The organism is Streptosporangium sp. NPDC001559, assembly GCF_042893955.1.
Lineage (GTDB): Bacteria > Actinomycetota > Actinomycetes > Streptosporangiales > Streptosporangiaceae > Streptosporangium.
On record NZ_JBIAVG010000005.1, the window covers coordinates 1 to 13,504 of the forward strand.

The window sequence follows — 13,504 nt, forward strand, 5'->3', positions numbered from 1 at the left end:
TCGCCGCCAGCAACGCCTCAGTCTCAGCCGCTACGCCCATACCAGACCAACGAGTGGCATCTCCGAAGGCTACGGGTTAATTATCTGCAAGCCCTTAGCCAACGGTGATCTCCAGCTCGGCCGCGAACGCCTCGGCGAGATCCTGGAGCTGAGACCGATCAACGATGATCTTCCTGAGGGCGCTCACTCCACGGAGGCCGGACAGGTCGTTACCGCGCAGGTCGCAGGCCTGGTAGACGCCGCCGTCGAACTCGGTCAGACGCAGGTCGCACTCGTCGAACGCCACGCCGCCCAGGTCGGACCCGCTGAACCGCGCTTCCCGCAACGAGCAGTCAGCGAAGATCACCGAACCCACGGCACGAAGCCGGGTGAAGGCCGTGTAGTCGAGCTTGCACCGTTCGAAGACCACGTCATCGAACGTGACGTCCTCCCATATGGCGCCGAGCGCCTTGCAGTCGGTGAACGTGACCCGAGAGAGCTTGCTGTCCACCCAGCGGAGGCCGGACAGGTCGCACTCGGTGAACTCCACCGAGTGCAGGCTCAGATCGTCCAGGCGGGCACGCTGGGTGGTGAGACCGGCGACGCGTCCGTCCATGAGTTGGGTTTCCGACAGGGACAGTTCGCGCAGGCTGGCGCTGGCATATCGGAAGTCGCGCAACCGCCCGTCCTCGCCCTCCAGCGAATCGACCTCGTCGAGGTCCGCGTCGTCCAGATCAGGCAGTGTGACGCTCGTCTGGCGTATGGTTCGTGTGCTCATCGTGCCTTCCAGGGGGATGCTCGGTCGCCTAGCCGGCCATTTACTACTTTTTCTTGCTCCAGTTGTCCCAACCGGGCCTGTTGTCGAAGGCTCCGCCCTTCTGGTTGTCCCAGCTCGGCTTGTTGTCGAACTTAGCGGCTTGAAGCGGACCAGGGGCTTGAAATGCGCTGGTACTGATCAGCTCATCGATCACCTTCGCATCTGCCGTGGTCAGGTACTCCAACATGGTCATGCCGCGTTCTCCTTTTTGGTTGAGGTGTACAGGGCAGTGACGAGGGCTTGGCGAGTGAGCCGGCAGTAGTCGGTCTCAGTCGTGGCGAAACTGCCGTTCTCGAAGTAGCGGTTTCCCGCCTGGGCGCCTTGGCAGAATTTCCAGAATTCGCATTCAGCTTCGCAGCGCCGCAGGCCGGCCATGAACTCGCGGACGTAGCGCAGCCGGTGGGCATGGACCAGCATGCTGGAAATGGTCTGAGAGCAGACGTTCCCGGCGAGGAAGCTGCCATAGGTTTTGTCGTCGATGCCTGCCAGTTCAGGCGACATCAGCACCACGTTTCCATCCACCGAAACGGTCGGAATCGGATCGAGCCCGTACCTGCACCACTCGTCGAGTTGCCCGCTGCGGGCGAGATACAGATAATCGGCGAGCCGATCGAGTTCCCGCAGTGCGGGTCCCCCGCGATGGGCTCTGCGCCAATCCATGACCCCCTTCCAGAACCGTTCGGCCTGGTCTCGGGTGATCTCGCACCGCCGATCGTTGACACCTTCCATCTCCTCCACGTTCAGTCCGATGGTGCTCGGTCCCAGATCGGCGAGGGTATCGAGGAGTGACTCGGGCTGTTCGATGCCTTCGGTCCCCACGACAGCGATCACGCTGAAGCGGATACCGTGCTCACGCAGGCGGTCGATGCCACGCACGATCCGGTCGAAGGCCGGACGGCCGCGCAGATCGACTCGCCGAGCGTTCAGAGCCGCCGGGCCGTCGATACTGACGCCGACACGGATCTGGTGACGAGCAAGCAGGTCGCACCATTCGTCGTCGACGAGGGTGGCATTGGTCTGCATGTAGTGCTGAACCTGCCCCATATCGCGGAACTGTTCGAACGGCATGAGCAGCGCGTGGAACTTGCGCAGGCCCAGAGCCATGGGTTCCCCGCCGTGCCACACGATTTCCAACGGATGGTTGGGGCTGATCAGCTCGGCCGCTGATTCGGCAATGGCTTGGGCGACCTTGGGAGACATCTCATTGCTGAGACGCCGGTGCGGAAGGTAACAGTAAACACAATCAAGATTGCATAGTGTGGTCGGCTGTAGTATTAGGGTTCTGGTCTTTCCGAACCACCGATGGAATTCTAGATCTTCCATTTCGCGGCATTCCTTTCATCAGGGAAGAACCGGGTTTTTGGCGGGAAAATCGTTAATATCTGTGTGCTCTCCTTCCAGCGGCTATCGCAATTAGTCGGGCCTGGAAGAGCGATCAAGGCGAGGTGTTGAGGAGGGCCTTGATGTCGGTTTCGCGGTAGCGACGTTGTTTGCTGGGGGTTCTTACCGAGGGGATGCGGCCGGTGAGGGCCCAGCGGTTGACGGTTTTGGGGTCCACCCCGAAAATCCGGGCGACCTCACCAGGAGTGAGGAGGCGTTCGGTGGTGTCCGGCCCGGTGGCGAAGGTCCCGTCGGGGGCGACGACCTTGAGTGGGGACATGCGGTTCTCCTGGAGGGACTGATGCGGTGGGCAGGCGTTCAGTAGCTGCTGCGGTGGAGGATCTCGTCTTCGCGAGGCGGGTGCCCGGCCCCGAGCCGGGGAGCAGGCGGCCGGGCACCCTGGAGGAGGACCAGCCCCAAACTCGGGGCTGGTGCGCCAGACGGCTCCCCCTTCCCCAGCACGTCAGCGTGCGTGGAAGCCGTCTCGCGGGGTGTGCGGCTCAGGTCCCTCCTACCTGAGCCGCACGTTCATGGGGTACGGCGAGGCGGCGGGTGGGATGACGTTCCACCGCCCGCCGTACCGGCTCCTAGGAGCGCAGAAGTCTGCGCAACGCCGTGGACCGACCTGGCCCGACGGCGTGAACGGCCCGGGAACCCCAAGCGGTTCGAGCTTGCAGGGCGCGGGCGACGGCCACGGCCTGAATGCTCGGCGGCACCACCGGAGACACCTGGGCGGCCAGCTTGCGATCCAGCTCCTCGGCGGACTCGGCCCGCACCAACAGCACCTTTCCGGGGTACGGCCTGCCGGACAGGACGCTCCGGTAGGCGCTCCACAGGCCGGACCGCGAGCTGTGGAAGATCAGCCAGTCCGGGTGAGCCGTCTGCACGGAGTTACAGGCTCGATCTGAAAACTCAGAAACTTGACGAGAAGCCCAGGCCGGGATCATCACGCCGCCCTCCCACCTGGCGAACGCCCTTTTTCCACGACCCGACCCCGCACCTCAGCGGCCAGCCGCCTCCGCCGAACCAACGAAGGCGGCACAAGCCGAATCGCCCGGATCGTCTCCGCCTCCCGCATCCGCTCCTCCAACCCCTCACCCGTGACGTCCTCGACGATCACCGGTCGCGGGCCGTCCCAAGCGGCCATGGCGTAGAAGCACCGCTTTCCCAGGCTGTAGAGAACTGTCCACTCAGCCCACGCCAGGTCGATCCGCTCCGCCTCGGCGCGAGCCGGGCCGTCCCAGACTCGCCGATACACCGGCGCGTACGGCAGGCCGTCCCGATGCCGCCCGGTCACGATGACACCCCCTCAACAGCGGTGCGGGCCTTTTCCTCCTGCTCGGCCACGGCCTCCCGGACCTCCTCGAAGGTGTCGGCGTCCACCGTCGGCTCCGCTCCGGCGCGCAACGCCGTACGCGGAAAGGCTCGGTTGCGGATGGCCCAGAACCGGCCGGTGTCGCTGATGATCAACCGCCAGCCAGGGATCGCCGGTGCGGTCGTCGTGGACGTGTCGTCATGCACGACTCAGACCTCCTCTGTCCGATCAAGGAACCGTCTCGGTGGTTCAGCCGCCGGGCGAGTCCGCCGGTTGCCTCAAGTGCTGATCTGTAGTCATCCCAGCGCGTTAAGTACACGCGCGAACAGGTGGCAGTAGGGGAGACTGAGGGAAGGTCGTGGTTCCCCAGCCCCGTGAAGAGGTGCGTTGCGATGCCCGGCACAACACCCCCATGGGCCGTGCGGCTACGAGCTGAACGACGTAAGCGCCGCTGGACCCAAAAGGAAATGGCGCGAGAACTCGTCAGGGCTGCCGGGCCGGAAACGCAGAGCCGCCTTCCCGAACGCGAAAGCCTCATCCGCAACATCAAGAAATGGGAAGCTGGCGAACACCAGCCCAAAGACCCCTACCGCCTGCTGTACTGCCAGGTGTTCTGCCTCGAAGAGGCCCAGCTCTTCGATTCCGCTAGGCCAGAACAGCGCACCATCACCGACGTGGACGCAAGTACCATCGAGCCCACTCCGTACCCGCCCCACCAAGGCCCCGTAGCACCGGAGCTCGTCATGTACTTCCTCGAACAGCTTCCCGGCCACTACAAGGCCGACATGTGGCTAGGACCTCGCCACCTCATTCCCACCGTCGCAACCCAGGCTCAGCTGATCAGAGAACTCGCCCAAGCAGCTGACGCACCCGTGCGCCGTGGCCTGTTGAGCGCCGGAGTCGCCTACGCGGCGCTGCTCGGCTGGCTCTACCAGGACGCGGGCGACATCAAGCACTCCGGGAGCTGGCGAACCCTCACTCTGGACATGGCCCATCGCTCCCAGAACCCGCAACTCATCAGCTATGCCCTCACCAACAAGGCGATGCTGGCCGTCGATCTGGAAGACGGCCGGATGGTGGTCGACTACGCCGAGGCCGCGCTGGCCGAAGAGAGCAAACTGTGCCCGAAGGTCCGCGTTCTCGCTCTGGTGCATCAGGCGCATGGTCATTCGATGCTTCCCGCGAAGGACAAGGAGCAGGTCGATCGTCTCCTTGACCGGGCCGCCGAACTGGTAGGCCATGTGGATGACGAACACCCATGGGGCAATGCATGCCGCCGAACCCCCGGATACATCGACATCCAACGGGCGACCGCGTACCTGCGGCTCGGGGCCTACCGTGAGGCCATCACGCTCTGGGACCAAATCCTGGGCGCAGCCCCGGAATCAGCCCGGCGCGACAACGGCGTTTTCTGGGCGCGTCATGCAAGCGCTCTGGCGGCGATTCCCGAGCCGGAACGAGTTATCCAGATCGTTTCGACCACCGCACCGATCGCTCAGGGCACAGGATCGGTGCGGCTACGTCAGGAGCTCAAGGCTATTCCGCGACACGCGACGGCATGGGCGGCCACAGCTTCAGGCCGGGAACTGGCTGAGATCATTTCCTTGGTTTGACCCCTCACGATGGAGATGACGATGACCCTCCACCCGTTGTCCGATGAGGAGATCGCCGAGCGTCTGGCCGGGCTGCCCGGCTGGGAACGGAACGGGCACACGATCGAGCGCACCTTCCGGCACACCTACCACGAGTGCGTCCACCTGGCCGTGTACGTCGCGGCCAAGGCCCGCGAGGTCGGACACCACCCCGACATGCACATCACCTGGCAACGCATCCGCTTCGCCGTCACCACCCACGACGCCGGGCACCGCCTCACCGCCAAGGACTTCGACCTGGCCCACCACATCGACGCCATCGCCACCGCCCACGGCGCCGAACCAGCCTGAACCACACACTCCACAGGTTGGCGCGGACAAGAGCCCGGGGTTCGTCGCGGCCTGCCTGATCTGGGACTTTACCCTCGGGCCGCTCATCACCCTGAAGGGTTCGCAACAGCATCTCAGTCGGCGCGGTCTTCTCCGCCGAGGTGAGTCGCTCATCACCCTGAAGGGTTCGGGACTCGGGCCATCGCGCCTTCGTGTGCCACGAAAGGTGGTTGGCGGCCGAGGGGGTGAAACACGGGTTCAGGGCCTGCGCCAGGTCCGGGCCAGGGCCAGCAGGCTCAGGCCGAACATCAGGACGCCCAGGGGGAGGTGGACCGAGGGGATGTGGGCGATGCCGAGCAGTACCTGGACGGAGGCCAGGACGAGGAAGCCGGAGGCGTGGAGGATGGGGCGGGGGGAGCCGCCGCCTGGTCTCCAGGCCAGGATCGCCGCGAGGACGTAGAGGACCGACGCTCCGTACATGACGCGGGCTCCGGCGCTGTGCAGGGTCTCCCCGTAGGGAGTGGTCAGCAGCAGTCCGGCGGAGGTCGCCTGAACGAAGATGGTCAGGGTCTGCAGAGCGATCGCGATCCGCAGAAACGAGAAGTTGCGCTGTGCCGTCACCTGAGTGGCCATGTCACGGTCCCCTGTTCCGCCCTGGAAGTGTCTCGAAGTGCCTGTTGGTGCCTGGTAGTGCTCTGAAGTGCCTGGAAGTATCCAGAAATATCCGGACACATCAGGAAGTGCTGAAAAGTACCCCGAGGTAGTGGATCGATAAGGTCTCATCAGTCCGACGACGCAGGCCCGCGAAAGGTAAGGCGAGGAGGCGGCCGGGAGCATGGACACGGCTGGGACGGCCGCTGAGCGGCGCCAACTGATCAATGTCGCCTACCGGTTGCTCGGTTCACTGGCCGAGGCCGAGGACGCCGTACAGGAGGCCTATACGCGCTGGTACGCGCTGCCGCGAGGCAAACGGGAGGAGATCGCGTCCCCCGGCGCCTGGCTGACGACCGTGACCGGCCGCGTCTGCCTGGACGTGCTCGGTTCCGCGCGGGCCCGGCGTGAGCGCTACGTCGGCGCGTGGTTGCCCGAGCCGCTGCCCGACCGTGCCGAGTGGGGCCGCGGCCAGGGCGCCGACCCCGCCGACCAGCTGGTCCTGGACGAGTCGGTGGCCATGGCCTTCCTCGTCGTCCTGGAGTCGATGACCCCGGCCGAGCGGGTGGCGTTCGTTCTGCACGACGTCTTCCGCTACTCCTTCGCCGAGATCGCCGACGTTCTCGACCGGACCCCCGCGTCCTGCAAGCAGCTGGCGGCCTCCGCCCGGCGGCGGGTGGACGGCACACGGGCCCCGACGACGGCGACGGTGGCGACGACAGCGCGGGCCGACGCGGTACGGCAGGTCAAGGAGGCGTGGGAGACGAAGGACATCACGGCCCTCGTCGGCCTCCTCGACCCGGCCGCCGTGATGGTCGCCGACGGCGGGGGAGCGGTCGGCACCGTACCGCACCCGGTCGAGGGCGGCGCGCGCATCGCCCGGTACATGGTCGCCATCGCCGACATGGCCCCGGGGCTCGAACTTCTGGAGCGGTCGGTCAACGGCATGCCGGGTCTGGTGGCCCGGCGTGCCGGTGTGGTCACGACCGTGGCCGCGTTCGACATCGTCGACGGTCATGTCACCCGGATCTGGGTGGTCCGCAACCCGGAGAAACTACGCCTCTGGGCACAGGACGGCTGACACTCCGGCGGAGAACACAAGAAGGGACGTGCCTGGTGGGCACGTCCCTTCCTCATGGAAGACCTCCCCGATCGGAAAGCCTCCTCCGGATCAGAAAACTCGCTTCTCCGGATCAGGAGGCTCGCGACCTGAAGAGGCCCGCTTCTCCGGGCCAGAGGGCTCGCGACCTGAAGGGGAGGCCGTCAGGAGTGGCCGATCACCACGGCTTGATCACGGACCCCGGCGGCCACGGTCGGGGCGGAAGGAGTGGAGGGCGCCTGGACGGCCAGGGGCACTCCTGGCGGGTTCAGCTTCCCGCCGGGGGCCCGCCGGAGCCGTCGACGTCGTTCCAGAGCGGGTCGTCGACCACAACGCATGGTTTGACCTGGCCATTGACCACGTAGGTGGGGAGCTGCCACTGCGTCCCCGATCTCGCCGACCCGAACACGCGGTCCTTGTTCTCGGTGAGCATCATCACCAGGGTCTGCCCGTTTCCGACATACCGAGGATCGATTTCCAACCCTCCTCCGTGAGGCAGCAGGCGAACGGCCTTGGCGGACGCGGAGCCCTCCCATTCCTCCGGGGACGCGCCCCCAACGATGTCTCCCCTGTTCCCCTGGCACGCCTTACCGGACTTGAGGTAGGTGATGTCCGCGGACACCCCCATCCTTTTCAGATCCTGTTCCAGCTTGTCGGCGTCCCTGAACTCGTTCAGCTTGACGTTGATCGTGCCGTCGGTGTTCTTGGTCACCGCGTACGCGGCCTGTTCCGACCCGGTCAGCAGCGGCATCGCGATCGTCGCCGCCGCGGCCAGCCCGGCCACCGCCGCCCCCGTGAGCAGGCGGCGACCGATGCGTCGACGGTTGGCGCGCGCGGTGATCTCGGCTTTCATCTGCATCAGTATCTGTTCCTCGAAACTCATCCCAGTGTTCCTTCCAGAACGAAGGGCAATCCCCGCAGCCTGCGGCGAGCGCGGTGCAGCCGCACCTTGGCGGCCCCCGGCTGGATGCCGAGGGCCACCGCCGCCTCGGTGACCGTGAGCTGGTCGATGACGACCAGTTCGAGTACGGCGCGTTCCCCCTTCGGCAGGCCGGCCATGGCCGTGAAGAGCCGCCTGGCGGGCTGCTCCGCGTCGATGCGCTCCTCAAGCTTGGCGATGTCGTCACTGTCCAGTGGTCGCCTCCCGCTCATCCGACTCGCCAGCCGCCACTCCTTGAACGACCGCCGCCGCTCGGTCGAGACCCTGTTGCGTGCCACGCCGTACAGCCACGCGAGCTCGGTCCCCTGCTCGGCCCGGTAGGTGTGGGCGGAGTTGAGCACCGCCATGAACACCTCGGCCACCATGTCGGCCACGGTGTGCGGGTCGTCGACGCGTCGTGCGAGGAAGCGGGTGACCGCATCGACGTGCCGCCGGTAGAAGGCTTCGAACGCCGCGTGATCTGTGGCGATCTCCGCCTGTTTGCGAAGCACTGGCAATGCCCCCCTTCATTGGCTAACACCCCCTTTGGTCAGAATCTCCTAAAGGGTTACAAGGGGCGGATCCGCTCCTCCGGCCCGGCTGGAGCGGCGCCGTCGTCCCAGGTCGAAACGCCACACGACACAGGGCGGGAACATGAGCACCCGCCCTGTGCGCGACCACTCACCGCCTTCGCGAGGGTGACGGAGGCGTCGGTACCGGTTGCTTCGGTCGGCTCGTCCAGTGAGAACCGGGTCCACCGCAGCCCACGCATCGCCCGGTACATGGTCGCGACATGGCCCCGGAGCTCGAACTCCTGGAGCGGTCGGTCAACGGCGTGCCGGTGTGGTCACGACCGTGGCCGCGTTCGACGTCGCCGACGGTCACGTCACCCGGATCTGGGTGGTCCGCAACCCGGAGAGACTACGTCTCTGGACACAGGACGGCTGACACCCCAAACAGACGCTTCAGCTGGAAGAGCCCTGGACGGAAAGCTTCAGCGGGCAGGCCTCAGGTGGAAGGTCCGGACGGAAGGCGCCGAGCGGAAATCCCGGCTGGAAGAGCCCAGGTGGAAAGGCCGGATGGGAAGGAAACAGAGGAAGGGGCGTGCCCGTTGGGCGCGCCCCTTCCTCGTCGGAAACCCCGGTCGGCGAGCCTCCTCCGGACAGAAGGCTCACGACCGGAAGTCAGGAGTGGCTGATCATCACGTGCTTGATCCGGGTGTAGGCGTCGAAGCCGTACCGCGACAGGTCCTTGCCGGTTCCCGAGTGCTTGAAGCCGCCGTGGGGCAGTTCGGGGATGATCACCTGGTGGCAGTTGACCCAGACCGCGCCGAAGTCCAGCTCCGCGGTCAGCCGCATCGCCCGGCCCGTGTCGCGGGTCCAGACGCTGGCGGCCAGGGCGTAGGGGACGCCGTTGGCCAGCTCGATCGCCTCCCGCTCGTCGGCGAAGGACTGCACGGTCACGACCGGGCCGAAGACCTCCTGCTGCACGATGTCGTCGTCCTGGCGGACCCCGGCGACCACGGTCGGGGCGAAGAAGTAGCCGGGCCTGTCCAGGCGGTGGCCACCGGTGACGACACGGGCGTGGCCGGGCAGCCCCTCGACGAAGGAGGCGACCCGTTCGGCCTGCGCGGCGTTGTTGGACGGACCGAGGAAGACGCCCTCCTCGTCGGGGGCGCCGACGGTCAGGGCGTCCGCGGCCTCGGCGAGAGCCTGGGTGAAGGCCTCGGCGACGCTCTCCTCGACCAGGACGCGGGTGACGGCGGTGCAGTCCTGGCCGGTGTTGAAGAAGGCGGCCTCGGCGACCGAGCGGGCCGTCTCGACCACGTCCACGTCGCCGAAGACCACGGCCGGGGCCTTGCCGCCCAGTTCGAGGTGGACGTCCTTGAGGTCGTCGGCGGCCGAGCGCATGACCTCGATCCCGGCGCGGGTCGAACCGGTGATGGCGACCATCTCGACGCCGGGGTGCTCGACGAGCGCCCGGCCCGTGTCGCGGTCGCCGCAGACGACGTTGACGACGCCGGGCGGGAAGACCTGCGCGCACAGCTCACCGAGCAGCACGGTCGAGCCGGGCGTACTGTCGGCGGGCTTGATGACCAGGGTGTTGCCCGCGGCCAGGGCGGGACCGATCTTCCAGGCGGCCATCATGAGCGGGTAGTTCCACGGCGTCACCTGGGCGACGACGCCGATCGGCTCACGCCGTACGAACGAGGTGTGGCCCTCGGCGTACTCGGTGGCACCCAGGCCCTCCAGGACCCGGGCGGCGCCGGCGAAGTAGCGGATGGCGTCGATGGACCCGCCGACGTCCACGCGGCGGGTGATGCCGCGGGGCTTGCCGGTTGACCGTACCTCGGCCTCGGTCAGCGCGTCGCGGTTCTCCTCCATCAGCCGGGCGAGGTCGAGCAGGAGCTCCTGCCGCCTGGCCGGGGTGCTGCGCCGCCAGGAGCGGGCGGCCTCGGTGGCGGAGGCGACCGCGGCGGCGACGTCGTCGGCGTTCGAGCGGGGCGCGCGGCCGTACACCTTCTCCGTGGCCGGGTCGACGAGGTCCATCCACTCGCCGCCCGCGGGCTCCCCGCTCTGCCCGCCGATCACGTTGCGCAGCGTGTCCATGGGTCTCCTTAGCTGGTGAGGGTCTCGACGCGGGCCATCACCCGGCGGCAGAAGGCCGCGACGTCGTGCGGGTCGTCGGTGAACTGGGAGGGCTTGATGCAGAAGGTGTCGAAGCCCTGGGCCATCTGGTCGGGGATGGTGGACAGCGCCTGGTCGAGGTCGGCGACCGAGTCGTTGTCGGGGAAGATCGCCCGGGTGCCGCCGATCATCTCAAGCTCGGAGATGTCCCGCCCGGCCTCGCGCATCGCGTTCGCGAGCAGGTCGAGCTCCTCGGGCTTGGGCCTGCCGAGCGGGTTGAAGCCGTGGCCGTAACGGACCAGGCGTCGCAGCAGCGGGCCGTGCAGGGTCTGGCCGCCGAACCAGAGGGTGGGGCCGCCGGGGCGGAAGGGCTTGGGCTCCAGGTAGACGTCCTCGAACGGGTAGTACTCGCCGTCGAAGCTCGCCGGGGACTCCCGCCAGAGCAGGTCCCAGGCGGCCAGGTGCTCGTCGAGGAGCTTGCCGCGCTTCTCGTACGGCACGCCGAGGGCGGCGTACTCGTCGCGGCTCCAGCTCACCGTGGGGAGCACGACGAGGCGGCCCTCGCTGAGCCGGTCCAGGGTGGCCATCTCCTTGGCCAGCAGCAGCGGGTGGCGCAGCGGGGCCAGGATCGCCCCGGCGACGAGCCGGATCTGGCTGGTCACCGCGGCGATGGCGCTGAGCAGGACGATCGAGTTGGGCCAGGAGGTCTTCGGGTCCTGGTTGCCGGGCAGGGCGTACTCCCTGGGGTTGGGCATGACCCCCAGGGCGCCGGAGTCGGGGCCGAGCACCACGTGTTCGCTGAGCATCACCGAGTCGAACCCGGCGTCCTCCGCCTCACGGGCCCACCGGACGACGGAGGCCAGGTCGTCTCCCGGCGTCATCGTCCAGTTCTCGCTGAGGATGAGCAGCATCTTGGGGGTCGCCACGGGCACGCCTCCGCCTGTCGTCTAAAGATTTGGGTCCAAACGGTATGTCCCGGGGGCGGGTGTTGGCAAGGTTTGTACGCCGTGAGCTGCACGGCGCCCCATTGACGGAGAGTCATTTGGGTCCATACATTCATTCAAACAACCCCTTGGAGGCCTCCGATGTCCCAACCAGCGGACCTGATCCTGGTCAACGGCGACGTCCTGACCGTCGACGCCGACTTCTCCGTGGCCCAGGCGGTCGCGGTGCGGGACGGACGCATTCTCGCCGTCGGCGAGACCGCGGAGATCGAGGCGCTGGCCGGACCGGAGACCCGGGTGATCGACCTGGCGGGCCGTACGCTCCTGCCCGGCATCAACGACTCGCACCTGCACGGTGCCGCCTGGGGTCTGACCAGGCCGCCCTTCGCGCTCAGCGTCGGCTACCCCGCCGTCAAGTCCATCGCCGACATCGTCGAGACCGTACGGCGGGCCACCGAGACCACCCCCGAGGGGGAGTGGATCACCGGCCTCGGCTGGGACCTCGGCTACCTCGCCGAAGTCCTCGCCGACCCGTCCCGCCGGCCGCACCACCGCGACCTGGACGCCGTCTCCCCCGACCACCCGGTCGCGCTGACCGACTTCTCCGCGCACATGCTGTGGGTCAACGCCAAGGCCCTGGAGATCGCCGGGATCACCCGTGACACCGTCGCCCCTCCCGGTGGGGTGATCGAGGTGGGCGCCGACGGTGAGCCGACCGGCATCCTGAAGGAGGCCGCCCAGGCCCTCGTGCAGGGCCTCATCCCGGTCGCGAGCGTCGAGCAGCGCAAGGAGGCCATCCGCGAGGCCGTCGCCGCCCTGCACGCCGAGGGCATCACCAGCTACACCGAGCCCGGCCTCGGCCCCGGCGGCACCCAGATCCTCGGCGGCGGCCTCAGCACCGAGTCCCTCGACGCCTACATCGAGCTGGCCCGTGCCGGGGAACTGGCCGCCAGGGTCAGGGTCCTGCTGCTGCCCGCCGCCATCGGCGGCTCCGCGGCCGACCTGGTCGCCGGGCTCGAAGGCCTCGGCGTGCCCGACGACATCGACCCCGACCTGCTGTCGGTCATCGGCGTGAAGATCTTCGCCGACGGTGTCCCGCCCAACGAGACCGCCTGGATGCACGAGCCGTACGGCAGCGCGGGAGGCTACGGCTCGCTGTGCGTGCACGGCGCGACCGCCGCCCTCCAGGAGGCCGAGCTGCGGGAGATGATCAGGCACGCGCACGCGGCGGGCTACCAGCTCGGGGTGCACGTCACCGGTGACCGGGGCATCGACGCCGTGGTCGACGCCTTCGTCGCGGCCAACGAGGTCCACCCCAGGCCGGACGCCAGGCACTACCTCATCCACGGCGACTTCGTCTCCGCCGAGAGCCTGGCCAAACTCGCCGCGCACGGCTACTCGGTCAACATGAACCCCGGCATCAAGTGGATGACCGCCGACATGATGGACGACATCCTCGGCAAGGCGCGCTCGGAGTACCAGTGGCCGGTCCGCTCCGCGGTCGAGGCGGGCGTCGCGGTCTGCTCAAGCTCGGACGCGCCGATCACCGAGCCCAACTGGCGCCAGGCCGTCGCCTCGATGATGCTGCGCGAGTCCAAGGCGACCGGCAAGGTCAGCGGCCCCGACCAGTGCGTGGACCTGGCCACCGCGCTGCGCGCCTACACGATCAACCCCGCCCGCCAGGACTTCGCCGAGTCCTGGAAGGGCAGCGTCGAGGTCGGCAAGATCGCCGACCTGTGCGTCCTCGGCGGTGACCTGCGCGCCGGTGACCCGCACGACTACGCCGACATCCCGGTCGACCTGACCGTCCTGGGCGGGAAGGTCGTCTACGAGCGCACCGGGAACTGAGCC

16 protein-coding genes are annotated in these 13,504 nt (G+C 67.7%); 4 read left to right on the forward strand and 12 right to left on the reverse strand.

The window, feature by feature from the left end; translation table 11 throughout:
• Nucleotides 1-94: 94 nt before the first annotated feature.
• The 7 genes from ACFYY8_RS12660 to ACFYY8_RS12690 all read right to left on the reverse strand — a co-directional run bounded on the left by ACFYY8_RS12660 (nucleotide 95) and on the right by ACFYY8_RS12690 (nucleotide 3,697).
• The gene (locus tag ACFYY8_RS12660) at nucleotides 95-757 is read right to left on the reverse strand and encodes a pentapeptide repeat-containing protein (protein WP_390040105.1); all 663 of its coding nucleotides are present in this window, start codon (nucleotides 755-757) and stop codon (nucleotides 95-97) included.
• A 43-nt stretch (nucleotides 758-800) separates the two neighbouring features.
• Complete coding sequence (amcA, locus tag ACFYY8_RS12665) at nucleotides 801-989, reverse strand: multiple cyclophane-containing RiPP AmcA (RefSeq protein WP_362784437.1); 189 nt, start codon at nucleotides 987-989, stop codon at nucleotides 801-803.
• Nucleotides 986-2,119 (reverse strand): cyclophane-forming radical SAM peptide maturase AmcB, encoded by a 1,134-nt coding sequence (gene amcB, locus ACFYY8_RS12670; protein ID WP_390040108.1) that lies wholly within the window; start codon nucleotides 2,117-2,119, stop codon nucleotides 986-988. Before amcB ends, amcA begins: the two co-directional genes overlap by 4 nt.
• 112 nt (nucleotides 2,120-2,231) lie before the next feature.
• Nucleotides 2,232-2,456 carry a BldC family transcriptional regulator gene (locus ACFYY8_RS12675; protein WP_390040110.1) on the reverse strand — a complete coding sequence of 75 codons (225 nt, stop codon included), beginning with the start codon at nucleotides 2,454-2,456 and terminating at the stop codon, nucleotides 2,232-2,234.
• A gap of 307 nt (nucleotides 2,457-2,763) precedes the next feature.
• Nucleotides 2,764-3,063 carry a hypothetical protein gene (locus tag ACFYY8_RS12680; protein WP_390040112.1) on the reverse strand — a complete coding sequence of 100 codons (300 nt, stop codon included), beginning with the start codon at nucleotides 3,061-3,063 and terminating at the stop codon, nucleotides 2,764-2,766.
• A gap of 59 nt (nucleotides 3,064-3,122) precedes the next feature.
• On the reverse strand, nucleotides 3,123-3,473 hold the full coding sequence (locus ACFYY8_RS12685; RefSeq protein ID WP_390040114.1) for a hypothetical protein: 351 nt from the start codon (nucleotides 3,471-3,473) through the stop codon (nucleotides 3,123-3,125).
• Nucleotides 3,470-3,697 carry a hypothetical protein gene (locus ACFYY8_RS12690; RefSeq protein ID WP_390040115.1) on the reverse strand — a complete coding sequence of 76 codons (228 nt, stop codon included), beginning with the start codon at nucleotides 3,695-3,697 and terminating at the stop codon, nucleotides 3,470-3,472. The genes ACFYY8_RS12685 and ACFYY8_RS12690 overlap by 4 nt, the downstream gene beginning before the upstream one ends.
• Nucleotides 3,698-3,958: 261 nt before the next feature.
• On the opposite strand from ACFYY8_RS12690, the gene ACFYY8_RS12695 reads away from it, so the two are divergent.
• Nucleotides 3,959-5,104 (forward strand): hypothetical protein, encoded by a 1,146-nt coding sequence (locus ACFYY8_RS12695; RefSeq protein ID WP_390040117.1) that lies wholly within the window; start codon nucleotides 3,959-3,961, stop codon nucleotides 5,102-5,104.
• Nucleotides 5,105-5,125: 21 nt separating this feature from the next.
• On the forward strand, nucleotides 5,126-5,434 hold the full coding sequence (locus ACFYY8_RS12700) for a 4a-hydroxytetrahydrobiopterin dehydratase (protein WP_390040119.1): 309 nt from the start codon (nucleotides 5,126-5,128) through the stop codon (nucleotides 5,432-5,434).
• A 237-nt stretch (nucleotides 5,435-5,671) separates the two neighbouring features.
• On the opposite strand, the gene ACFYY8_RS12705 is transcribed toward ACFYY8_RS12700, so the two are convergent.
• Nucleotides 5,672-6,046: a hypothetical protein gene (locus ACFYY8_RS12705; RefSeq protein ID WP_390040121.1), complete on the reverse strand. Its 375-nt coding sequence runs from the start codon at nucleotides 6,044-6,046 to the stop codon at nucleotides 5,672-5,674.
• A 202-nt stretch (nucleotides 6,047-6,248) separates the two neighbouring features.
• Between ACFYY8_RS12705 and sigJ the strand changes: the two genes are divergently transcribed.
• Complete coding sequence (gene sigJ / locus ACFYY8_RS12710) at nucleotides 6,249-7,145, forward strand: RNA polymerase sigma factor SigJ (protein ID WP_390040123.1); 897 nt, start codon at nucleotides 6,249-6,251, stop codon at nucleotides 7,143-7,145.
• 286 nt (nucleotides 7,146-7,431) lie between these two features.
• Here sigJ and ACFYY8_RS12715 read toward each other — a convergent pair whose 3' ends face one another.
• The 4 genes from ACFYY8_RS12715 to ACFYY8_RS12730 form a co-directional block, all read right to left on the reverse strand.
• Nucleotides 7,432-8,046 carry a hypothetical protein gene (locus ACFYY8_RS12715; protein ID WP_390040125.1) on the reverse strand — a complete coding sequence of 205 codons (615 nt, stop codon included), beginning with the start codon at nucleotides 8,044-8,046 and terminating at the stop codon, nucleotides 7,432-7,434.
• Nucleotides 8,043-8,594, reverse strand: a complete 552-nt coding sequence (locus ACFYY8_RS12720) for a sigma-70 family RNA polymerase sigma factor (RefSeq protein WP_352014021.1) — start codon at nucleotides 8,592-8,594, stop codon at nucleotides 8,043-8,045. Before ACFYY8_RS12720 ends, ACFYY8_RS12715 begins: the two co-directional genes overlap by 4 nt.
• Nucleotides 8,595-9,266: 672 nt before the next feature.
• Nucleotides 9,267-10,691, reverse strand: a complete 1,425-nt coding sequence (locus tag ACFYY8_RS12725; protein WP_390040127.1) for a gamma-aminobutyraldehyde dehydrogenase — start codon at nucleotides 10,689-10,691, stop codon at nucleotides 9,267-9,269.
• An 8-nt stretch (nucleotides 10,692-10,699) separates the two neighbouring features.
• Nucleotides 10,700-11,635 carry a TIGR03619 family F420-dependent LLM class oxidoreductase gene (locus ACFYY8_RS12730; protein WP_390040129.1) on the reverse strand — a complete coding sequence of 312 codons (936 nt, stop codon included), beginning with the start codon at nucleotides 11,633-11,635 and terminating at the stop codon, nucleotides 10,700-10,702.
• A 159-nt stretch (nucleotides 11,636-11,794) separates the two neighbouring features.
• On the opposite strand from ACFYY8_RS12730, the gene ACFYY8_RS12735 reads away from it, so the two are divergent.
• Nucleotides 11,795-13,501, forward strand: a complete 1,707-nt coding sequence (locus ACFYY8_RS12735; RefSeq protein ID WP_390040131.1) for an amidohydrolase — start codon at nucleotides 11,795-11,797, stop codon at nucleotides 13,499-13,501.
• Nucleotides 13,502-13,504 lie beyond the last annotated feature (3 nt).

Coding starts and splice junctions, on each gene's coding strand:
- ACFYY8_RS12660 (WP_390040105.1), bottom strand. CDS start 757: ATGAGCACACGAACCATACGCCAGACGAGCGTCACACTGCCTGATCTG.
- amcB (WP_390040108.1), bottom strand. CDS start 2,119: ATGGAAGATCTAGAATTCCATCGGTGGTTCGGAAAGACCAGAACCCTA.
- ACFYY8_RS12705 (WP_390040121.1), bottom strand. CDS start 6,046: ATGGCCACTCAGGTGACGGCACAGCGCAACTTCTCGTTTCTGCGGATC.
- ACFYY8_RS12725 (WP_390040127.1), bottom strand. CDS start 10,691: ATGGACACGCTGCGCAACGTGATCGGCGGGCAGAGCGGGGAGCCCGCG.
- ACFYY8_RS12675 (WP_390040110.1), bottom strand. CDS start 2,456: ATGTCCCCACTCAAGGTCGTCGCCCCCGACGGGACCTTCGCCACCGGG.
- ACFYY8_RS12695 (WP_390040117.1), top strand. CDS start 3,959: ATGGCGCGAGAACTCGTCAGGGCTGCCGGGCCGGAAACGCAGAGCCGC.
- ACFYY8_RS12700 (WP_390040119.1), top strand. CDS start 5,126: ATGACCCTCCACCCGTTGTCCGATGAGGAGATCGCCGAGCGTCTGGCC.
- ACFYY8_RS12715 (WP_390040125.1), bottom strand. CDS start 8,046: ATGAGTTTCGAGGAACAGATACTGATGCAGATGAAAGCCGAGATCACC.
- ACFYY8_RS12735 (WP_390040131.1), top strand. CDS start 11,795: ATGTCCCAACCAGCGGACCTGATCCTGGTCAACGGCGACGTCCTGACC.
- sigJ (WP_390040123.1), top strand. CDS start 6,249: ATGGACACGGCTGGGACGGCCGCTGAGCGGCGCCAACTGATCAATGTC.
- amcA (WP_362784437.1), bottom strand. CDS start 989: ATGACCATGTTGGAGTACCTGACCACGGCAGATGCGAAGGTGATCGAT.